Origin of the sequence: Salinimicrobium sediminilitoris, assembly GCF_020866905.1 — a bacterium.
Lineage (GTDB): Bacteria > Bacteroidota > Bacteroidia > Flavobacteriales > Flavobacteriaceae > Salinimicrobium > Salinimicrobium sediminilitoris.
Genome location: NZ_JAIVCC010000013.1, coordinates 287,730 through 308,163, shown reverse-complemented (window position 1 = coordinate 308,163; position 20,434 = coordinate 287,730). Strand labels below are relative to the sequence as shown.

The window sequence follows — 20,434 nt, the reverse complement described above, 5'->3', positions numbered from 1 at the left end:
GGGTAAAGGCGCTTTTTAGAAAATTACTCGTTTCTTTGTAACCGTAAAACTCGAGAAAAAGACATTTAAATATGAAGGTATTAATAACGGGAGCAGCCGGATTCATTGGATCACATGCTGCGGAACGTTTACAAAAAGAAGGTTACACCGTGACCGGACTCGATAACTTTTCAGATTACTACGATGTTTCTTTAAAAGAGCTTAATGCTGAAACTCTTCGGAAAAAAGGAATTGAAGTGATCAAAATGGACCTGCGAAAGCCTGAAGCCTTTGATTCACTTTCTTCAAATTTCGACTTCATTATTCATTTTGCGGCTCAACCCGGAATTTCTTCTGAAAGTACTTTTGAAGAATATTTCAGCAACAATGTAATAGCCACTCAAAATCTCCTGGAGTTCGCTGAACAAAATGAAAACCTGAAGCATTTTTTCAACATTTCAACTTCTTCAGTTTATGGTCTCGAGGCAACTTTCCGTGAAACTGTAGCACCAAAACCGGCCTCCTGGTACGGAGTTTCAAAACTAGCCGCAGAACAGCTTGCGCTGGTATTGAGCAGGGGGAAAAAGATAAAGTGTTCTTCTCTAAGACTATTTTCTGTTTACGGCCCACGAGAACGTCCCGAGAAGCTTTATACCAAACTAATCGCCTGCGGATTAAAAGGAGGGGCTTTTCCTATTTTTGAAGGGAGTGAAAAACATCTAAGGAGTTTTACCTATGTAGGCGATATCGTCGACGGGATCTTTAAAGCCGTACAAAATCATGAATTGTTGGATGGAGAGATCATTAACCTTGGAGCCGAAGAAGAACACAAGACTCAGCAGGGAATTGAAATGATAGAGGAGATCCTTGGGAAGAAGATTGAACTTGAGGTAAAACCAAGAAGACAGGGGGACCAGTCCAGAACCTTAGCCAATATTCAGAAGGCGAAAAAAATGCTGGGATATCAACCAAAAACCACACTTAAAGAAGGGCTGCGGCTTCAGGTAGAATGGTACAGGGAAAATTTTCTATAGTTCCCGGTATTGCTGAAGCAAATAATTAGCTGCTTCAAAGGGAGTTGTTTCGTTGTTCTCCAGCGCTTCGAGCTGCTGTTTTAGCAATTTCTTGATCTCCGGATGGTTGTAAAAGCGGCTTTTTAAATGCTCATTAATCGTTTGTAATAACCAAAATTTATTCTGTTCATGCCGTTTTTTGCTGAAATCCCCGCCGGCTTTCATTTTTTGCTCATAATCTAAAATAAGCTCCCATACTTCAGAAATTCCCTCTTTATAATATGCACTGCAAAGTAAAACCTTAGGCTGCCAGCCACTTTCTTTGGCCGGATAAAGGTGCAAAGCCCTGCGGAACTCGGCTCGGGCTCTTTCGGCCGGTTTTTTATTTTCACCATCAGCTTTGTTGATGACAATAGCATCGGCCATTTCCATGATTCCGCGTTTTATTCCCTGAAGTTCGTCTCCAGCGCCGGCCAGTTTCAGAAGCAAAAAGAAATCGGTCATACTGTGAACGGTGGTCTCACTTTGTCCCACGCCCACGGTTTCAATAAGAAGGGTGTCAAAACCTGCCGCTTCACATAAAATGATGGTCTCACGTGTCTTTTTTGCCACCCCTCCAAGGGAATCTCCCGAAGGGGAAGGTCGAATAAACGCATTCTTATGGTTTACCAGGGTCTCCATCCTGGTCTTATCTCCCAAAATACTTCCGCCCGAAATTGTGCTGGTGGGATCTACCGCCAGCACTGCTACTTTTTTTCCGGCGTCAGCCAAATGGCCGCCAAGGGCTTCAATAAAGGTGCTTTTTCCAACTCCGGGTACACCTGTTATCCCAATCCTGATTGATTCATTTGCAAACGGCAGGCATTTTTCAATAAGTTGAGCGGCCTTTTCCTGTTGCTTTGGCTGGTTGGTCTCGACGAGGGTAATTCCCTGGCTCAGGGCTGATTTGTCCCCCGATCTAAGCCGGGCGAACATTTCATCAACCGTGAATTCCTTCTTGCGGGAATCCCTTATTTTTTTGGCCATTGCCGCGTTAATCTCCGATGAGGGGCGACTGCCTTCTTTTTCATGTAGAGCCGATGGATTTTTCAAACTGGGAATTAATTTTTAGGTGGAGATCTTATTTGTATATTGAAGTACTAAAATAATAAAATAAAAGATCATTATGAAGACATTGTATACTGGTGTAGCTACCACAACCGGCGGGAGAGAAGGAAGCGTAAAAAGTGATGACGGAGTTCTCGACCTAGATCTTAGTATGCCCAAATCCATGGGCGGTAATGGTGAGGAAAAGACAAACCCCGAACAACTTTTTGCTGCCGGCTATTCTGCCTGCTACGGGAGTGCATTGCAGGTTGTAGCCAAAAAACATAAGGTAGATCTGGGAGATTTTTCTGTGACAGCTTCTGTAGACCTTGGACAAACTGAAGAAGGAGACCTGCAACTTTCGGTCATTCTTGATTCTTACATTCCGGGGGTAGATGTGGAGACAGGCGAAAAGCTGGTAAATGAGGCGCACGAAATTTGTCCATACTCAAGAGCCACCCGCGACAACGTTGATGTAACGCTTAATCTTATGCTGGATGATGAGGAAGAATAGATTCTTCACGTTTTACCATTCAAAAAGGGCATTTTTTAATGCTCTTTTTTTATGACTTTATTTCAGAGAAATTAAAGATTTTCATCGTCTTCTGAATCCGGGTTATAGGCCAGGTGAAGGCTATTGTATACTGCTTCCACGTTGCGCTGGTTTTCCATGAGAACGATCAGGGTATCGTCTTCTTCGATTTGGGTAGCGCCGTTTGGAGTAAGAAACTGGCCATTGCGGGAGATCATTGCAATAATAGCATTCCGAGGAAAATGAATATCTACAATCCTTTTTCCTACGGTAAAATTATCTGGCGAAATGGTGATTTCCCGAATAAGGGACTTTGTGCCATCTGCGAGAAAGGCGTCAACAGGGGATATTCTTTTTGCCTTTTTTGGAAGTGCAACATGCAGCCATTTTGCAACTGTTGAGAGCGTAGTGCCCTGCACGAGTACTGAGGTGAGGGAAACAAAAAATACGATGTTAAAGATCATGTGCGCCTTTTCGATACCCGCCAGAAGGGGATAAGTGGCGAAAACAATTGGCACGGCTCCCCGCAGGCCAACCCAGGAAATATACCAGCGGCGGCGCATCTTCATTTTAAAGGGAGCAAGACTTAACATGACTCCTATGGGCCGGGCGATAAGAATAAGAAATCCTGAAATTAAAACCCCAAGACCAAGAACCGGGATAATATCACTTGGAAAGACAAGAAGCCCAAGAGTGAGGAAAAGAACGATTTGCATAAGCCAGGCAACCCCGTCAAAAAAGCGCATAATTGTACGTTTGTGGATGAGGTCTTGATTTCCAAGGTAAACTCCGGCAAGATAGACAGCTAAAAAGCCGTTTCCGCCCAGCCTGTCTGTAGCCGAAAAGGCCAGGAACATCAGGGCAATCGCAAGTACAGGATAAAGCCCTTCAAAATCCAGAGTGATTTTATTAATGATAATTTTGCTCAGCTTTCCGAAGAGAAAACCAAGCGCACCGCCAATGAGTATCTGTTGGAGAAAAAGCGGAATTATTGAAAGCAGACTTTGATCCTGGTTCACCACCAAACCCAAAAACGCTATAGTAAGAAAATAAGCCATGGGGTCATTACTCCCGCTTTCCAGCTCCAGCGTAGGTCTAATATTTGCTTTTAACGCCATGTTCTTTGAGCGAAGAATAGAGAAAACTGCAGCTGCATCTGTTGAGGAAACAATCGCTCCTAACAACAGTCCTTCATAAATAGTAAAATCTGTGATCGCCCAAACAAAGGTCCCCACAGAAAGTGCAGTAAAGAGGACGCCAAGGGTAGAAAGGGAGATTCCATGCCAAACAATAGGCTTTATACTCTTCCAGTTGGTGTCCAGACCTCCAGAAAAGAGGATGAAATTTAAAGACACTATACCTATAAACTGTGCAAGTTGAGGGTCATCAAATTCAATCTTTCCAATTCCTTCGGAACCTGCTAACATTCCCACCGAGAGGAAAAGTATAAGCGTGGGTACTCCAAATTTATATGAGGTTTTCCCTGCCAGGATACTTATAAGAAGCAGAATTGAACCTATTAAAAGTACATTCTCTGTGGTAATATCCATTTATAGGGCTTATTCTGTTTCGGCAAAGAAAACCAATTTTAGGCTTTTTTGGGGGTTATTGAGGTTGATTTTCCTTAAGTAACTGCGGAAATTTTTCCTTGAACCTGTTCATGCGGGGAACAGAAACATTCCGTATATATGGATCATTGGGATTAAGCTTCTTGTAATCCTGGTGATAATCTTCTGCCACCCAGAACTTTTGAAAAGGCAATACCTCTACAGCAATCGCCTTTTTATACTGGCCAGCCAGTTCTTTCATTTTTTGCTCAATGATTTTTTTTTGATCGGCATTTTGATAAAAAATGATCGAACGGTACTGGGAGCCGAGATCGGGACCCTGTCCATTTTTTTGAGTAGGATCCATTGAGCCGAAGAAAACATCTGTAAGAGTAGCGAAATCCACTACCTCGGGATCATAAATTACTTCTACTGCTTCGGCATGACCTGTCCGGCCGGTGTTACTCTCTTCATAGGTTGGGTTCTTAGTATGTCCGCCGGAATAACCTGAGACCGCTTCTTTCACCCCAGCTACACTTTCAAAAACTGCCTCCACACACCAAAAACAGCCACTGGCAAAATAAGCTCTTTTAAGACCATCCTGAAGAGGTACTTCCACCGGTTCGGCATTGGCTATTTCGGGTAAAGTAACCGGCTCGCCCGAGGAATTTCCGCAGGCAGTTAGACTGAAAAAGAGAGTTAAGATCAAATATTTCATTTCATTCTTTTTTATATGTTCCTTCTAATGTTTTCTTACCGTAAAGTGCATAATCTGTCACTACTTCTCCGTTTTTTGAGAACCCGAGCCAGTCGAGTTCTGCACTTCCGTCCTGTTGAAAGGTGAGAGTAGCCACGGGAGTATTGGTATCGAATTCATTCCAGGGCAAGACCCTGTCGGGGGAACTCTCTCTGGAAGCTGAGACGAAATATACATCTGCCGTGTTATCTCCTGTTTTTTTACACATAGCATTTATATACATCTTATCCTTGTCTATACACCACTCTGTGGCATGGTTGTATGAAATTTCTATGCATTCGCAGCTACAGTCAGCAGCTGATTTGTTTTCTACCAGTTTTCGGTATTTTCCTAAATTACTTTTCATAGGCTCAACTTCAGACAGGGCCACTTCTTTTTCTGTCTGTACCGCGTCTCTTTCTTCCTGGAGATTTCCGGGAGGCAGAGTGTCGGCAGAGATTGTGTCTGGATCTATTCTTTCAGAGGTGTCGGAGCTGCCCGTTTTTCCATCGTTGCAAGAGAATAAAACAACTGCTGTGAGAATGAAAAATATTTTTTTCATAGTTGTAAGTTTAGTTTTTAAAGTTAAGCCATACAAATTAGATTTCTGTGAAACAGATGTTAATGGAAAAAGAAACAAGATCGCTGCGCTTCAAGAAACAAGAGCCAAGATTGAGGTTTTAATGTTTAATAGTCTCAATAGTCAATAGTCAATACTCACATCTCAAATCTATTTTCAACAAAAAACCCCTCACTGTTGTGAAGGGTTTAAATACTTTATGGAAGTAAAATTAGAACTTTTGGAAAAGTTCATTCATTTTTTGTCTTTCTTCCTGTGCCAATTCTTCATCTACAAGGATTCTACCACTGTGCTCATCTGTAATGATCTTCCTGCGACCGGCTATTTCCATAATAACCTGCGGTGGAATGGTAAAAAATGAACCTCCAGATGCTCCTCTTTCAACAGGAACTACGGCAAGACCGTTCTTTACACTGGTACGAATTCTTTTATAAGCATTTACCAGGCGATCTTCAATTTGCTGTTCAAACTCTTTTGACTTGTCAAGAAGGGCTTTCTCTTCCTTCTCAGTTTCAGCAAGGATCTCATCAAGCTCTCCTTTTTTGTGTTCAAGGTGTTTTTGGCGTTCGGTCAAGCGTTCTCTCGTTTGCTCGATCACCTCTTTCTTCTGGTCGATCTGTGCACGGTACTCTTTGATCTGCTTTTCAGCAAGTTCTATTTCGAGCTCCTGGAATTCGACTTCTTTTGAAAGTGCATTGAATTCCCTGTTGTTACGTACATTTTTTTGCTGCTCGTTATATTTTTTGATCAATGCCTTCGCATCTTCTATCAAAACTTTTTTGGTGTTGATACCCTGGTCGATCACTTCCAGGTCGGCATCCATTTTCTCCATACGAGTGTTAAGGCCCGCAACTTCATCTTCTAAATCTTCTACCTCAAGCGGAAGTTCACCTCGTACATTTCTTATTTCATCCACGCGGGAGTCTATAAGTTGAAGATCGTACAACGCTCTTAACTTCTCTTCTACAGTAACATCGGATTTTTTTGCCATAGTTAAAAATACTTGATAGGATTGGTTTCTGTGTTTGATAAAACGACTGCAAAATTAGCAAATTTTTTCTTAAGAAAAGAGGCTAAGAGGTTTTTTGTGTACCGCTCACTTTCGTAATGCCCAACATCGGCCAGCACCAGTCTTTGCTCGGCTTTATAGAAGTCGTGATACTTAAGATCTGCAGTAATAAAAATATCTGCCCCGGCGGCTATAGCTTTATCAATGGCAAAACTTCCGCTTCCTCCCAAAACAGCAACTTTTTTAATTGGTTTTCCCAACAGTGATGAATGCCTTATGAGTCCACTTTTAAAGGTCTCTTTCACCTGCCTTAAAAAAGCCTTTTCTTCCATTTCTTCCTCGAGTTCTCCAATCATTCCAAGTCCAATTTGTTGATTGGTATTTTCAAGACTGGTGACCTCATATGCAACCTCTTCATAAGGATGACTGTCAAAAAGGGCATTTAAAATGTTCTTTTCAAGATGCTTCGGAAAGGTCACCCCAATCTGCGCTTCTTCCTCATAATGGGTTTCTCCTTTTCTTCCAATGACGGGATTTGATTCCTCATTTCCGCGGAAGGATCCACTGCCAATAAGATTGAAACTGCAGTGATCATAATTTCCAATAGTTCCTGCGCCGGCGGCAAATAAAGCCTCTCTAACACTTGCAGCATCATTCTTTGGAACAAAAGTGAGTAATTTCTTAATTGTGTTTCCCTGGGGGACAAGGATCTTCCTCTTATTTAGCCCCAGTTGTTCGCAAATTACGTCATTTACACCTTTAAAGCTGTTGTCAAGGGCAGTGTGAGTCGCGTAAATAGCGATGTCGTTCTTTATGGCCTTTAGCACAGTTCTTTCAACATAATTGCTGCCCGTAAGTTTTTTAAGGCCTGAAAAAATTATGGGATGAAAACTTATGATGAGGTTACAATTCTTCTCCAATGCCTCATCCACCACATCTTCCAGGGTGTCCAGGGTCACCAACGCACCTGTGACCTCGGTATTTGGGGAGCCGGTGAGCAAACCAACATTGTCATAAGCTTCGGCATAGGCAGTAGGAGCAAATTTTTCAATTTCCTGAATAACGTCTTTAATGAACATAATTTCTTTTTTACTGAAGAAGTCAAAGATAAATATTCTGATGCCAAGCGCATAAAATCAGAAAGTTTCTCTGGAGTTTTTATTTTCTTAGTGGATCTTCAGAAGAAATTTCCACAGAAACAGAGTTTCAAAAAAGGGAAATTTTAACTATAATTTTTTTTGCTGTTGCTATAAAAGATCTTTTCCGTTTCCTGAAAAAAATTACCTTCGCATCCATGTCTGCAAGAAAAATACTTTATCCTTTTTCCATTCTTTACGGGGGAGTGATGCGTGTGCGTAATAAGCTTTATGACCGCGGAATCTTACCTTCCCAAAGTTTTGACCTGCCTGTTATCGTGGTGGGCAACCTAAGTATGGGTGGCACAGGTAAATCTCCCATGGTGGAATATCTTACTCACCTGCTCAAAAAGGATCATAAAGTAGCAACTTTAAGCCGTGGTTATAGGAGAAAAACCAAGGGGTATATTTTGCTTTCGGGCAATGAACCGGCGACAGAAGTAGGGGATGAGCCCCTGCAGTTCAAATATAAATTTCCGGATGTTGTGGTGGCTGTAGATGAAGTTCGCACTCATGGAATAGCAGAACTGCTTAAAGAAGATCCAAAGCCCGGGGTCGTGTTGCTGGATGACGCTTTTCAACACAGAAGCGTTGCTGCCGGATTGTATATTCTACTCACTTCATATCAAAAAATATATCGCAATGATCTTGTGCTTCCCGCAGGTGACCTGAGAGAACCGGTTTCGGGAGCAAAAAGGGCTAAAGTGATCGTGGTAACGAAATGCCCTGCAGATCTTTCTTTGGAAGAGCAGATGGAGATAATCAAAAAACTGAAACCCACTCCCGAACAGGAAGTTTTTCTTAGTAGTATAGAATACAGCGAAACTGTTTTTGGAAGAAATAATTCCCTCAAATTAAAGGAGCTTCAAAAAACCCCTTTTACGCTGGTAACAGGTATAGCCAATCCAAAACCTCTTGTGGATCATCTTCAGGAATTAGGGTTGATCTTTGAGCATAAGGCATACAAAGATCACCATAACTTCACAGAAGCCGAACTGCGGGAACTTCAACACCAGGAGCTTATTATCACTACCGAAAAAGATTATATGCGGCTCAAAAATGAAATATCCAGAGAGAAGATCTTTTATCTCCCAATAAGGAACAGGTTCCTTCATAGAGGTGGGGAGTTTGATGCTCTGGTACTGGATTATGTGCAAAAAAAATGAGACCTTTTACAGTCTCATTTTTTATTATTTGGCTAATTCAAACTATCTTATACAATAACCTGAGTCAGACCTAAATCAAACCTCATGCCAGTTTTTTAAATCGTGGCTTTTTCCTGACTTAAATATTTATTTATTTTTTGAAAGAATTCTTCCGTTTTATACGGTTTAGGAATAATATCGTTAAAACCATTGAGATAAAATTCATCCAGGCTCTCTTCGAGGGTTACGGCAGTAAGAGCAATTATAGGAATGGTCTCATTGAATTTTCTTATCTCCCGGGTAGCCTCGATCCCGCTTATCCCGGGCATGTGGATATCCATTAAAATGAGGTCGAAATTCTCGTTTTCTGCTTTTGAAATTGCTGCAGTTCCATTGTCGGCCACGTCGCAAATGACCTTATTTTTTTCCAGGATTTTGCGGGTGATCATTTGATTGATCTTATTGTCTTCTACAATCAGAATTTTCTTTTCATGCATGATGTCGTTTGACAACGGCTCGGGAATTTCATTGATCTTCTTATCCTGAGGATTCGCCGGTTCAAGAGCTTCAAAAGTTAATTCAAAATGGAATAAGGAACCCTCTCCAAGTTCGCTTTCCAGGTGAATCTCGCTGTCCATTAAATTAAGCAGGTTTTTCACAATGGAAAGTCCCAGCCCGGTACCGCCAAATTTCCGGTTGATTTGAAGGGAACCCTGGGTAAAGTTCTCGAAGATCGCTTTTTGTTTTTCCTTGCTTATCCCTTCCCCGGTATCCTGAACTTCAAATCTTAAAAGTACCCTGCTATCCTTCTGGCTAAGGCGCTTTACACGTACCCAGATGTCTCCGTCTTCGGTGAATTTGATAGAATTGCCTATAAGGTTGATAAGGATCTGTGATATCTTAAGTGGATCTCCTTTTAATTTTCTTGGGATATCCCTGTCGAATTCGAGGTGCAGTTTAGTTTTCTTGTCTTCAGCCGAATTCTTTAATGCAATCAAGACATCTGTTATCCTCTTTTCTAAGTTGAAGGAACTCTCCAGCATCTCCACTTTCTTAGCTTCGAGTTTGTTGAGGTCAAGGATATTATTGATTAGAGAAAGCAGATATTCTCCCGAGAACTTGAGGGAATTGAGATGTTCCTTTTGATTTTCGGTTGGACTCTCTTCCAAAAGCAGGTGGGTTAAACCTGTCACTGCGTACAACGGGGTCCTAAGCTCGTGGGTAATGGTGGAAAGAAACTGCGCTTTAGCAAGAGAAGCTTTTTCGGCGTTTTCTTTGGCGGTAATTAATTCTGAATTCTTCTTTTGTAGCAGGTCATTTGCGCGGGCCCTGAGATTATTGTTTTTATAGAGGGAAAGGGTAAGAAGGGACAAAATAGTTATCAAAGCCACACTAAGAATAGTAGTCAATTTGTTGACCTTTAAATTTCTCTCTTTCTCTTCATTTTTTCTCGTCAACTCACTAACAGTGCTCTTGAGCGCATCAACCCCGTAGCGGGCATTTGCGTCCAGAGCTAAGGCCTCCCTGTTAAGGGCATCCAATGAATCCTGAATTTTATTGTTCTGCTTAAGAAGTGCCAGGGCCTCTGCAGGATTTCCCATTTGCTCCTGAAGCTGACTTTGAACCAGCATGGTATGCTGTACCATACCTGCAAAATTGTTCCTGCGGGCATATGACATACTTTTTTCTGCCTCGGCTATAGCCTCTTCCCATTGATCTGAAGCCTGATAGGCACGTGCTTTATAGAAGTGAACCCGGCCGCGCTCATATTCATTGTCGCTGCCACTAGACTTTAATTTTTCCTCGGCTGAATTAAGTAGTGTAAGGGCAGCATGTGGTCTATTTGCAGTATTTAAATAAAGAATTCCGCGGTTGAGGTCCACAATTCCAAGACCTTCAAGATCGTTCTGTTTTTTGTAAAGAGCTTCAGATAGATCGAAATATTCGGTTGCCCGATCGAACACTTTTTTGGCAGTAAAAATTTTTCCGAAGTTAAGATAGCTGTAGGCAAGGCCTTCCTCATCTTCTATATCCCGCTGTATCGAAATTGCCCGTTGCAACTCTGTGGCTGCCTTATCGTTTTCTTGACGTACATAATGCAGTTGTGCCAAAATACTACTGGAGAGGGCGATCAACCTTTGATGGTTGATAGATCGTGACAGTTCAAGAGCGGTATGCAATTCACGCATTGCCTGATCAAAGTTTACACTGTTGATTGACTCTTCTGCGTCTTCCAATAATTGCTCAATAGTGACATTGATTTCATCTGCTTCCTGTAGGTTTTTTTCCTGAGGATAGGAAAAGGAATAGAAAAACAACGCCACCATCAAAAGAGTAAAGTTCTTCATTGGGACCTTAATAACTTGCTAAATATAACTATTTAATTGATACATGGGAAATTAAATCAATGAGTCGGCTGGAATAACCAATCTCATTATCATACCATCCAATGATTTTCACAAAATTGCCTCCCACTACAGAGGTCATTTGCGCATCAAAAATACAGGAGTGGGTATTTCCGTTAATATCAATTGAAACAATAGGGTCTTCGGTATATTCTAAAATGTTTTTAAGAGGTCCTTCGGCAGCTGCTTTTTTAAAGGCGGTGTTTATTTCTTCAATGCTGGTTTCCCTTTCCACGTGAAGGGTCATATCTGTGAGGCTGCCATTTGCTACCGGCACCCTGATTCCACAGCCGCCAATAACCTCACTCAATTTGGGGAAAATCCTTGTGAGTGCCTTTGCTGCACCGGTGGTGGTGGGAACAATGGATTGCCCTGCAGCCCTGGCCCGTCGTAGATCTTTGTGAGGCTGGTCGTGCAGGCTTTGGTCTGTAGTGTAGGAATGGACAGTGGTAATATATGCTTGTTTTACTCCCGCCAGTTCATCTACGATCTTCAGCATGGGGGCAGCATTATTGGTAGTACACGAAGCATTTGAAATAATATCTTCTGTCCCGTCGAGGATGTTTTCGTTTACACCCAATACTACCATTTTTATGGAATCATCCTGGGGAGGAACACTTAAAATAACCTTTTTAACACCCTGTTGAAAATGTGGCTCCAGATCTTTCCGTGATTTGAATTTACCTGTGCTCTCAACTACCACATCGACCTTATACTTACTCCAGTTAATCTCTCCCGGACTCCTGTGATTCAGCACTGGTACTTCCTTTCCGTCTACCATTATAGTATTAGCGGTTGAAGAAATCTCCCTTTTTAGCACCCCATGAATGCTGTCATATTTGAGTAGGTGAGCAAGGGTGGGGGCAGTAGCAATATCATTAAGAGCTACTACTTCCAGGTTTTTATGGTCGAGTAGTAACCGGAATAAATTTCGTCCAATCCTACCAAAACCATTAATCCCAACCCGGATCTTTTTGTTTGTCCCTGCTGAAGGTTTTGTCTCCCCCATTAAGTGAGATGTTTTTGTGCTTTATAGGATGATCTTACCAGGGCACCACTTTCTACATGCCTGAAGCCCATCTCGAGGCCTATAGTTTCGTATTTTTTAAACTGCTCCGGAGTAATAAATTCATGAACCGGAAGATGTTGTTTTGTAGGTTGTAAATACTGGCCTATAGTCACAATGTCGAGATCAACTTCTCTCAAGTCTTTAAGAGTTTGGATCACTTCTTCTTCCTTTTCACCCAGTCCAAGCATAATTCCCGACTTGGTTCTCTTAACCCCCTGCTGCTTCAGGTATTTTAGAACCTGTAAGCTGCGTTCATATTTGGCCTGGATTCGCACTTCGCGGGTCAATCTTTTAACCGTTTCCATGTTGTGGGAAACTATTTCGGGATTTACTTCGATTATTCGGTCAATGTTTCTTTCCACTCCCTGAAAATCCGGTATTAAGGTTTCAAGAGTAGTATCGGGGTTCATACGTCGTATGGCACTTACAGTCTCTGCCCACATGATAGACCCCATATCTTTAAGGTCATCACGATCTACACTTGTGATCACCGCATGCTTGATCTTCATTAATTTTATAGAACGTGCGACTTTTTCCGGTTCATCCCAGTCCAGCGTTTCTGGTCTTCCGGTTTTTACACCACAAAAACCACAGGAACGGGTACAGATGTTTCCAAGGATCATGAAGGTTGCAGTTCCTTCTCCCCAACATTCGCCCATATTTGGACAACTTCCCGAGGTACAAATCGTGTGAAGGTTATATTTGTCCACCACACTTCTCAGCTCGGTGTACTTTTTTCCGGTAGGTAATTTCACCCTTAACCACTTGGGTTTTGGGGTTCTTTGAGTAGGGATTTGCTGTGTTTCCATAAGTCAGCAAAGGTACAATTAGAATGCCTAAAAACCAACGCTAATATGGAAGGCAAAAGTGAGTGCGGTTGGTGAGCAGGAAATGACTTTAAATTGGATTTTTTAAAGTGCGAATTCAGAAATAAGGAAGGAATCAAATCCTCTGAAGACTTTGTTGTCCGGTAAAGAGCCGGGAGCATTCCGTTATTAAAATAAGATCCCACTGAGTAATGTTCCCTGGTCAGGATCCTTTTTTCAGGAAGTTCTTTTTTCAATTACTTCCGATAAAAGTTTTTTTGCCCTCAGCAGTTTTACTTTCACATTGTTCATGGGCTCCTGTAGATGAGCCGCAATCTCTTTATAGCTCATTTCCTGAAAATATCTCAGGTTAATTACCTCCTGGTAAGGTGTTTTGAGCTTTTTGATATCTCTAAGAAGTTGGGCCAGGTTCTGTTCCGTAATAAGGGTGTCTTCGATGCTAGGCGTCTCATCGGCAATTCGGTGCACCCTGGCGTCCTCTTCATCGGTGGTGCGGGCCCTGATGGAGGCATTCTTCTTTCTTACCAGGTCCACATGAATGTTTTTTGAAATTGTAATGAGCCAGGTCTTAAAAGTATAGCTGGGATCAAAAGTATCGATCTTATCAAAAGCTCTTGAAAATGCCTGAATGGTTATGTCTTCGGCATCAGATTCGTTTTGGGTGCGCTTAAGCTGAAAACCATAAACATCATTCCAAAACCTGTCCAACAGGTAGTTAAAAGCCGCCTGCTTCCCTTTTTTAGCCTTCTCAATTTGTTCCTGAAGTAGATCGGGCTCTATTTCCAATGAGTGGGTTTTGAAATAATATTAGCAATAAATATAATTAATTGAGCTGAAATAAGGAACAATTCCAGAAAAGGAAAAACCCAGAAAAGATCTGTCTCGCCAAACTTCTTTCCGGAATTGTAAAAGACCATGCCCTGTACAACCCACCTTACGGCAAGAAGACCAAGGGCAGCTTGCCAAAAAGGACCAAATAGCAGGATGAAAAATAATATCCAGAAAAGTAGCTGGGTAGTGTAAAACAGCCCCAGCATAAATTGGTGTTCAACTTTATAATGGGAAGCAATGGAGACATGTCGTCTTTTTTGCGTGAACCATGATTTAAAATCCGATTTTGGTACACTGCGGGTGATCCCTAAAGGCGAAAAACACAAGGCGGTATTCCTTTTATTGGCTGCCTGGTTTACAAATAGATCATCATCTCCCGATTTTATATGTAGATGAGTAGCAAAACCATTTTGAGCAAAGAATTCTTCCGAAGTATAGGCAAGATTACGCCCTACTCCCATGTACGGTTTGCCCCAACCTGCATACGAGAAATACTGGATGGCCGTAAAAAGTGTTTCAAACCGGATAATTTTATTCAGGATGGAGCGGGTTTGGATAAAATATCCGCCGTAGCCAAGTACAATACTCTTTTTCTCCTCAAAGTGAGCGCTCATTTCCTTTAGCCATTGGCTGGTCTCGGGTCTGCAATCGGCATCGGTGAAGAGTAGATAAGGTTTTTTGGCCTTTTTAATACCCAGGGTGATCGCGTATTTTTTATTGGCCCAGAAGGCTTCATTATTTTGTACGTCAACAATTTTTAGCCTTGAATCACGACTTTGAAAATCCTCAAGCACCTCAAGGGTTTCGTCTATTGAAGCGTCATTGATTACCACCACCTCAAAGTCGGGATGATCCTGAGACAGGATCACGGGAAGAAAGTTTTTTAAATTTTCGGCTTCATTCTTTGCGCAAATAATAATCGAAACCGGAAGATTCTTATATGCGGGTGGATTTTCATTTTTAGCAAAGGCAAACTTTAAAAAGCCCAGGTAATAGCACAGGTTGATTAGGCCAATGAAAACAAAGGCAATAAGGATGGTTAGCATTTATGTGGCGGGAATTATTTTACCGTTTGAGGTTGATCACAATCTTTGGCTTCATCGGGTAATTTTCCGCAGTAACTACAGGCTTCTCCTTCTTTATTTAGAAAAGGACTTTGGCTGGCACAGGTACCGGCAAACTTCCCGTCTTTCTTTCCCCAGATTTTGATGGCGATACCGGCCACTGCAAGAGCTAAAAGGGCTATAGTGATTAATACGAGTTCCATATTCAAAAGTTTTGGCAAAAATAAACAATAATGTACAGTATATAAAAGGTATGCAAAAATTTGTCCAGCCTTTATTTGGTTCACTTTTTAAGGCTTAATTCAGGGAATTTTAACTTAAATTTATTTGCCTTAAATATGTTTTGGGTTTATATCACAATAAATTGCAGATAATGCTTTAAAACCAAAAATTATGAGTTACAAATTTTTAAAAATTGTCATAGTCGGTCTTTTAATTGGTCTTTCCTCCTGCCAGGATAAAGAGAATCGGGGGGATTCTGAGACAGAAATTTTTCCCGCAGAGGAGAAGAAGGATGAATTAAGAGAGGAAGATAGACCCATGCCTCGTAGTTATCTCCTTGCAAAAATGAGGGAGAATGATGAATTGAGCACCTTTACAGAAGAACTAAAAAGAACTGGTCTGGAGGAAGAATTCGAGGGTGAAGAAGGAATCTATACCATTTTTGCGCCTTCAAACGCAGCTTATGACAGGATTCCTGCCAAAGAGATGAAGGAAGGAGACACCCTGGAGGCAGGAGAGGGTCAAAAAGATCTTTTGCGCTATTATATGGTAGAAGGGGAATTGACCTTAGGTGCTCTGCGCGAAGAAATAAGAACTTCAGATGGTGGAAGATATGAATTTGAAACTGCACTGGGCGAGAAACTTTGGGCAGTTGAGGAAGGAGATGATATCGTACTTATTGATGTGTTAGGGAACAAAGCGAAAATTCTTACTTCCCAATTGGAAGAATATTATGGCGCCTATCACATCATTGACAACGTACTGGTTCCCGGTGAAAATAATGATGCCGAAGTACAGGAATAATATTGAAAGGATTATTGGTAGGCTTTTGTGAATAAATTTTCCTTTTAACTAAGGATTATAATTTGATATTGGTTTAACTGAAGCTTTTTAATAAATTCATATCTAAACAGTTAAATACAGGATATTATGAAGATTAAGAATATAATTTTATTTAGCGGACTCTTATTGCTGGGTTTCAACTCATGTAAAGACAATGAAAGAGAGGTAGATACAGAGGCTGAAACTCTTGAAATGCAGGAAGAGAATTTTGAAGAAAATGTGGAAGAGCTGCGTCAAAGAAATGCGACTGTAGACGCCATTGAAGGAAACCCCGAATTAAGCACTTTTGCTACAGGCCTTAATGTCTGGAACGTTGAGGATACCCTGGACCAGGTGACAGGATCTTATATGGTCTTTGCGCCAAGTAATAGAGCTTATAGTCTAGTCTACAGACAACAGGGGTACGATATTTTGACCACAACTCCCGAGGCTGTTATTCCCTACCACATCGTAAAGGCAGACTATACCATGGATGAACTTAGAAGTGAAATCCAGAATGCTAATGGTTCTCTTGTGCTTCCAACTTTTGAAGGGGAAAATATAACCTTTACTATGGAAGGAGATAAAATTGTGCTTACAGGCACAACTGGTTTGAAAGCCAATATCACCGAAAGTTTTGAGATAGCAAACGGTACTGCTTATATCATAGATAGTGTGTTGATGCCGGAAGGAATAGCCACAGTTACTATTACTACGGAAGAGTAGAACTAGTTTGAATAAAATGAATAAGGCCTCAAAAATGACATTTTTGAGGCCTTATTTATTTTTACCCTGTTCAAATAATATTGACCTCAGGGTTGATTTCAATTCCAAACATCTCCCGAATTTTTTGCTGAATTTTCCTCGACAGTGCCAGTATTTCCTGTCCTGTGGCATTTCTATAGTTCACAAGCACCAGTGCCTGTTTTTTATGAACTCCCGCATCTCCTTCCCGGAAGCCTTTGAGTCCGGCACGATCTATTAACCAGCCGGCAGGAACCTTCACATGGTCTTCATCGATCTCATAAAACGGAATTTCCGGAAATTGCTGCTGAAGGTCTTTTAGTGTTTCCTGTGAAACAATCGGATTTTTAAAGAAACTTCCGCTGTTACCCAGCTCCCTGGGATCTGGTAACTTTGATTGACGTATACTTATCACGGCTTTGGAAACATCTTCAATTGTAGGATTTTTGACACCCTGCTCTTCCAGGTATTGGTCTATGGCGCCATAGGAAGTGTTAAGCTTATGATCTTTCTTGTAAAGCCTGAAGCTAACGCTTGTTATTATGTACTTGCCTTTTGCTTCATTTTTAAAGATGGAATCTCTGTAGCCAAAACGACAATCCTCCCGGTTAAAGGTCTTTAATTCCAGGGTTTGTAAGTCCATTGCGGTACAACTTACAAAGCTGTCCTTAAGTTCCACACCGTAGGCGCCAATATTCTGAATTGGGGCTGTACCTACTTTCCCCGGGATCAATGAAAGATTTTCAAGGCCACCAAAGCCTTTATTTATAGAGAATAACACGAATTCATGCCAGTTCTCCCCGGCCATGGCCTGCACTACGACTTCATCTTCGGTTTCTTCAAGGATCTCACGGCCCTTCAGGTTTATGTAGATCACCGTTTGCTTTACATCTTTGGTGAGAAGCATATTACTTCCGCCGCCAAGGATTAAAAGCTCTGATGCATACATGTTCTTCAAAACCTCCCGAAGTTCTTCGACAGAAGTTACTTCCACTAATTTGCGGGCGTTCACATCTATGCCGAAAGTATTATATGGCTTAAGGGAAACGTTTGTAAGAACCTTCATATTTATCCTTTGTACTGCTTTAATGCTTCCTTTAGGAGCTCTATAGCTCTCAACAGGTTTTCTTTCTTAAGTACATAAGCGATTCTCACCTGGTTCTTTCCTGTGTTTGGAGTAGAATAGAAGCCGGCGGCAGGAGCTACCATTATAGTTTCGTTGTCCATTTCAAAGCTTTCCAGGAGCCACTTGGCAAAGTCTTCGGCATCTGCAACAGGTAATTCTGCAATACAGTAGAAAGCGCCTTTAGGGTTCGCTACTCTTACTCCCTCGATCTGCTCAAGACCCTGGACGAGGGTGTTTCTTCGGGAAGTGTATTCCTCAATTACTTCATCAAAATACTCCTGCTCGGTATCAAGGGCAGCTTCACTTGCGATTTGGGCAAAGGTCGGCGGGCTTAGACGTGCTTGTGCGAATTTCATCGCTGTAGCCATAAAGTCTGCATTTTTGGATACTACACATCCAATACGCGCGCCGCACATGCTATAGCGTTTGGAAACGGAATCAATCATAATGGCGTTCTGCTCCAATCCGGGAACACTCATGATAGAGTGGTGTTGTGCCCCGTCATATGCAAATTCGCGGTAAACTTCATCGGCCACAATGAACAGATCGTGTTTTTTGACAACTTCGGCCAATTGATCGATCTCCTCTTTCGTGTATAAGTAACCTGTGGGATTCCCGGGGTTACAAATAAGAATGGCTTTTGTTTTAGGAGTTATGAGTTTCTCGAATTCAGAAATTGGAGGCAGGGCAAAGCCGTCCTCGAATTTAGATTTTACAGGTACTACTGTAACTCCAGATGCTGTTGCGAAACCATTGTAGTTTGCGTAAAATGGCTCGGGAATGATCACTTCATCTCCTGCATCACAAATACTCCCCATTGTAAACATCAATGCTTCAGACCCACCTGTGGTGATGATCAATTCATTGGCCGAAATATTGATGTCATGCTTGCTGTAGTAGGCGGCAAGTTTGGTACGATAACTTTCGAAACCTGCAGAGTGGCTGTAGGAAAGAACTTCGATGTCGTTGTTCTTAACTGCGGCTAGGGCTTTCGCCGGAGTTTTAATATCAGGCTGCCCAATGTTTAGCTGATAAATTGTGCGACCTTTTTTAATGGCGGCTTCAGCGTAGGGGACCAATTTTCTTATAGGAGATTCGGGCATTGACTGCCCCTTGTTTGAAATGCGTGGCATACTTAAAATTTTGGCCTACAAAGTTGCAAAAATTAAACTTGACAACGATAATTTTCGTAATTTTTATGATATCCTAATTCGGCCGTCATGCTTACGTTTAAGCTGTTCATATTGCTGTTATGTGCCGCCATTACTTCCGGGTTTGGTCAGGAGAACTTCAGGATCAAAGATGGAAAGAAAAAGGACCGGATAAAATTTGAAATGGTCAATAACCTCATTATTGTACCAGTGGAACTTAATGGGACCCAACTTTCCTTTCTTGTAGATACAGGTGTAAAGACCACAGTATTACTCACGCTCAATGAAGAAGATACTCTTTTACTCAAATCGGCCGAAAGGATCTTTTTAAGGGGTATAGGCGGGGAAGAATTGATCAAAGCTTATAGATCTTCCAATAATGAGTTTAGGTTAGGAAATACAACCAGTACTAATCTTAATTTTTACGTCATTTATGACCCCGATATTAATTTCTCTCCCAGGCTGGGAGTTCCTGTTCACGGGATCATTGGCTACGATCTTTTTAAAGATTTTGTAGTGGAGATAAATTATCCAAGGCGCTTCCTTGTGCTTCACGATCCTGAAAAATACAGTAAAAAACTCAGAAGATATAAGGAAGTGCCCCTGGAGTTTTTTCAGGATAAGCCTTATGTGCAGGTGGGTCTTAACATTGAGGGAAAGGAGTCGAGGGCGACCTTACTTCTGGATAATGGTCTGAGCGACGCGCTATGGCTTTTCCCCGATTCCGAAAAGATACATGTTCCCCAAAATACTTTTCACGATTTTCTTGGCCGGGGCTTGTTGGGTGATGTGGTAGGGGAGCGTAGTATCGTTGAAACATTAACTATGGGAGAAGAGGTTCTAAATAATGTCTCTGCCTCTTTTCCCGATAGTCTTTCGGTTGAAGGATTAAAAACATATCACGCTCGCAACGGGAGTATGGGGGCAGAGATTCTAAAGCGGTTCCATGTAGTTTTTGATTACCGGGATCAAAAGCTTTACTTGAGGGGCAACAAATGGAGAAATAACGAATTCAGGCATAATTTAAGTGGGATAGTACTGGAACATAAGGGGTACCAGATTGTAGAATCTTATGAGGAAGTTGTGAGATCTATCTCTTCAAGGGAACTGAGTAAAAATGAAATCATCCTTGAGCCGTCACTCTATAGGAAGTTCGAATTAAAGCCAGCATTCCAAATAGCCAGGTTAAGACCAGATTCTCCTGCAATAAAAGCAGGGCTCAAGGTGGGGGATGAGGTGCTAAAGATCAATGGGCGTGACACCTGGAAGCTGGACCTTAATGATTTTAATAGCTTTTTTACCTCTGGAGAAGGTAGAAAAATTAAAATGCAAGTGCTTCGGAAGGACCAAAAGATGGAATTTGAATTTCAATTGAGAAATCCTTTAAAATAAAAAAGCCCCTCTAAAAAG

At 41.6% G+C, this 20,434-nt stretch carries 20 protein-coding genes; 6 read left to right on the top strand and 14 right to left on the bottom strand.

What is annotated here, in order from left to right; all coding sequences use genetic code 11:
• Positions 1-71: 71 nt before the first annotated feature.
• Positions 72-1,013, top strand: coding sequence for an NAD-dependent epimerase/dehydratase family protein (locus tag LA313_RS12670; RefSeq protein ID WP_228915548.1), 942 nt, complete (start codon positions 72-74; stop codon positions 1,011-1,013).
• Here LA313_RS12670 and meaB read toward each other — a convergent pair.
• Positions 1,008-2,093, bottom strand: a complete 1,086-nt coding sequence (meaB, locus tag LA313_RS12665; RefSeq protein ID WP_228915828.1) for a methylmalonyl Co-A mutase-associated GTPase MeaB — start codon at positions 2,091-2,093, stop codon at positions 1,008-1,010. The two genes, LA313_RS12670 and meaB, sit on opposite strands and share 6 nt — an antisense overlap.
• A 64-nt stretch (positions 2,094-2,157) precedes the next feature.
• Between meaB and LA313_RS12660 the strand changes: the two genes are divergently transcribed.
• Entirely contained in the window at positions 2,158-2,592 is a 435-nt protein-coding gene (locus LA313_RS12660) for an organic hydroperoxide resistance protein (protein ID WP_228915546.1), read from the top strand.
• 71 nt (positions 2,593-2,663) lie between these two features.
• Here the strand turns inward: LA313_RS12660 and LA313_RS12655 are convergent, their stop codons facing one another.
• The 5 genes from LA313_RS12655 to LA313_RS12635 form a co-directional block, all read right to left on the bottom strand.
• Positions 2,664-4,160 (bottom strand): potassium/proton antiporter, encoded by a 1,497-nt coding sequence (locus tag LA313_RS12655; RefSeq protein WP_228915544.1) that lies wholly within the window; start codon positions 4,158-4,160, stop codon positions 2,664-2,666.
• A gap of 55 nt (positions 4,161-4,215) precedes the next feature.
• A complete protein-coding gene (gene msrA / locus LA313_RS12650; protein WP_228915542.1) occupies positions 4,216-4,875 on the bottom strand; it encodes a peptide-methionine (S)-S-oxide reductase MsrA in 660 nt (219 codons plus the stop codon).
• Position 4,876: 1 nt separating this feature from the next.
• Complete coding sequence (locus LA313_RS12645; protein ID WP_228915540.1) at positions 4,877-5,455, bottom strand: hypothetical protein; 579 nt, start codon at positions 5,453-5,455, stop codon at positions 4,877-4,879.
• Positions 5,456-5,684: 229 nt separating this feature from the next.
• Complete coding sequence (locus LA313_RS12640) at positions 5,685-6,464, bottom strand: zinc ribbon domain-containing protein (protein ID WP_228915538.1); 780 nt, start codon at positions 6,462-6,464, stop codon at positions 5,685-5,687.
• A gap of 2 nt (positions 6,465-6,466) precedes the next feature.
• Positions 6,467-7,561 (bottom strand): Nif3-like dinuclear metal center hexameric protein, encoded by a 1,095-nt coding sequence (locus tag LA313_RS12635; protein WP_228915536.1) that lies wholly within the window; start codon positions 7,559-7,561, stop codon positions 6,467-6,469.
• A 215-nt stretch (positions 7,562-7,776) separates the two neighbouring features.
• Between LA313_RS12635 and lpxK the strand changes: the two genes are divergently transcribed.
• Entirely contained in the window at positions 7,777-8,784 is a 1,008-nt protein-coding gene (gene lpxK, locus LA313_RS12630; protein WP_228915535.1) for a tetraacyldisaccharide 4'-kinase, read from the top strand.
• Between the two features lie 95 nt (positions 8,785-8,879).
• Here the strand turns inward: lpxK and LA313_RS12625 are convergent, their stop codons facing one another.
• The 6 genes from LA313_RS12625 to LA313_RS12600 form a co-directional block, all read right to left on the bottom strand.
• Positions 8,880-11,111: a hybrid sensor histidine kinase/response regulator gene (locus LA313_RS12625; protein WP_228915533.1), complete on the bottom strand. Its 2,232-nt coding sequence runs from the start codon at positions 11,109-11,111 to the stop codon at positions 8,880-8,882.
• 28 nt (positions 11,112-11,139) lie between these two features.
• Entirely contained in the window at positions 11,140-12,177 is a 1,038-nt protein-coding gene (gene gap / locus LA313_RS12620) for a type I glyceraldehyde-3-phosphate dehydrogenase (RefSeq protein ID WP_228915531.1), read from the bottom strand.
• Positions 12,177-13,046, bottom strand: coding sequence for a lipoyl synthase (gene lipA, locus LA313_RS12615; protein ID WP_228915529.1), 870 nt, complete (start codon positions 13,044-13,046; stop codon positions 12,177-12,179). The genes gap and lipA overlap by 1 nt, the downstream gene beginning before the upstream one ends.
• 234 nt (positions 13,047-13,280) lie before the next feature.
• Positions 13,281-13,850, bottom strand: coding sequence for an RNA polymerase sigma factor (locus tag LA313_RS12610; protein ID WP_228915527.1), 570 nt, complete (start codon positions 13,848-13,850; stop codon positions 13,281-13,283).
• Complete coding sequence (locus LA313_RS12605) at positions 13,841-14,941, bottom strand: glycosyltransferase (RefSeq protein ID WP_228915525.1); 1,101 nt, start codon at positions 14,939-14,941, stop codon at positions 13,841-13,843. The genes LA313_RS12610 and LA313_RS12605 overlap by 10 nt, the downstream gene beginning before the upstream one ends.
• Positions 14,942-14,955: 14 nt before the next feature.
• On the bottom strand, positions 14,956-15,162 hold the full coding sequence (locus tag LA313_RS12600; RefSeq protein ID WP_228915524.1) for a membrane or secreted protein: 207 nt from the start codon (positions 15,160-15,162) through the stop codon (positions 14,956-14,958).
• A 190-nt stretch (positions 15,163-15,352) separates the two neighbouring features.
• On the opposite strand from LA313_RS12600, the gene LA313_RS12595 reads away from it, so the two are divergent.
• Positions 15,353-15,985 (top strand): fasciclin domain-containing protein, encoded by a 633-nt coding sequence (locus tag LA313_RS12595; RefSeq protein WP_228915522.1) that lies wholly within the window; start codon positions 15,353-15,355, stop codon positions 15,983-15,985.
• 126 nt (positions 15,986-16,111) lie between these two features.
• Positions 16,112-16,729, top strand: a complete 618-nt coding sequence (locus LA313_RS12590) for a fasciclin domain-containing protein (RefSeq protein ID WP_228915520.1) — start codon at positions 16,112-16,114, stop codon at positions 16,727-16,729.
• Positions 16,730-16,799: 70 nt separating this feature from the next.
• Here LA313_RS12590 and murB read toward each other — a convergent pair whose 3' ends face one another.
• A complete protein-coding gene (gene murB, locus LA313_RS12585) occupies positions 16,800-17,813 on the bottom strand; it encodes a UDP-N-acetylmuramate dehydrogenase (protein WP_228915518.1) in 1,014 nt (337 codons plus the stop codon).
• Between the two features lie 2 nt (positions 17,814-17,815).
• Positions 17,816-19,006 carry a pyridoxal phosphate-dependent aminotransferase gene (locus LA313_RS12580; RefSeq protein ID WP_228915516.1) on the bottom strand — a complete coding sequence of 397 codons (1,191 nt, stop codon included), beginning with the start codon at positions 19,004-19,006 and terminating at the stop codon, positions 17,816-17,818.
• An 87-nt stretch (positions 19,007-19,093) separates the two neighbouring features.
• On the opposite strand from LA313_RS12580, the gene LA313_RS12575 reads away from it, so the two are divergent.
• Positions 19,094-20,416, top strand: coding sequence for a retropepsin-like aspartic protease (locus LA313_RS12575; RefSeq protein ID WP_228915514.1), 1,323 nt, complete (start codon positions 19,094-19,096; stop codon positions 20,414-20,416).
• Positions 20,417-20,434 lie beyond the last annotated feature (18 nt).

What these genes read in the sequence shown, in the direction of transcription:
- LA313_RS12645 (WP_228915540.1), bottom strand. Translation starts at nt 5,455, where the DNA reads ATGAAAAAAATATTTTTCATTCTCACAGCAGTTGTTTTATTCTCTTGC.
- gap (WP_228915531.1), bottom strand. Translation starts at nt 12,177, where the DNA reads ATGGGGGAGACAAAACCTTCAGCAGGGACAAACAAAAAGATCCGGGTT.
- LA313_RS12595 (WP_228915522.1), top strand. Translation starts at nt 15,353, where the DNA reads ATGAGTTACAAATTTTTAAAAATTGTCATAGTCGGTCTTTTAATTGGT.
- LA313_RS12605 (WP_228915525.1), bottom strand. Translation starts at nt 14,941, where the DNA reads ATGCTAACCATCCTTATTGCCTTTGTTTTCATTGGCCTAATCAACCTG.
- lipA (WP_228915529.1), bottom strand. Translation starts at nt 13,046, where the DNA reads ATGGAAACACAGCAAATCCCTACTCAAAGAACCCCAAAACCCAAGTGG.
- LA313_RS12635 (WP_228915536.1), bottom strand. Translation starts at nt 7,561, where the DNA reads ATGTTCATTAAAGACGTTATTCAGGAAATTGAAAAATTTGCTCCTACT.
- LA313_RS12640 (WP_228915538.1), bottom strand. Translation starts at nt 6,464, where the DNA reads ATGGCAAAAAAATCCGATGTTACTGTAGAAGAGAAGTTAAGAGCGTTG.
- lpxK (WP_228915535.1), top strand. Translation starts at nt 7,777, where the DNA reads ATGTCTGCAAGAAAAATACTTTATCCTTTTTCCATTCTTTACGGGGGA.
- murB (WP_228915518.1), bottom strand. Translation starts at nt 17,813, where the DNA reads ATGAAGGTTCTTACAAACGTTTCCCTTAAGCCATATAATACTTTCGGC.
- LA313_RS12580 (WP_228915516.1), bottom strand. Translation starts at nt 19,006, where the DNA reads ATGCCACGCATTTCAAACAAGGGGCAGTCAATGCCCGAATCTCCTATA.
- LA313_RS12655 (WP_228915544.1), bottom strand. Translation starts at nt 4,160, where the DNA reads ATGGATATTACCACAGAGAATGTACTTTTAATAGGTTCAATTCTGCTT.
- LA313_RS12670 (WP_228915548.1), top strand. Translation starts at nt 72, where the DNA reads ATGAAGGTATTAATAACGGGAGCAGCCGGATTCATTGGATCACATGCT.
- LA313_RS12575 (WP_228915514.1), top strand. Translation starts at nt 19,094, where the DNA reads ATGCTTACGTTTAAGCTGTTCATATTGCTGTTATGTGCCGCCATTACT.
- LA313_RS12625 (WP_228915533.1), bottom strand. Translation starts at nt 11,111, where the DNA reads ATGAAGAACTTTACTCTTTTGATGGTGGCGTTGTTTTTCTATTCCTTT.
- LA313_RS12590 (WP_228915520.1), top strand. Translation starts at nt 16,112, where the DNA reads ATGAAGATTAAGAATATAATTTTATTTAGCGGACTCTTATTGCTGGGT.
- LA313_RS12600 (WP_228915524.1), bottom strand. Translation starts at nt 15,162, where the DNA reads ATGGAACTCGTATTAATCACTATAGCCCTTTTAGCTCTTGCAGTGGCC.
- msrA (WP_228915542.1), bottom strand. Translation starts at nt 4,875, where the DNA reads ATGAAATATTTGATCTTAACTCTCTTTTTCAGTCTAACTGCCTGCGGA.
- LA313_RS12660 (WP_228915546.1), top strand. Translation starts at nt 2,158, where the DNA reads ATGAAGACATTGTATACTGGTGTAGCTACCACAACCGGCGGGAGAGAA.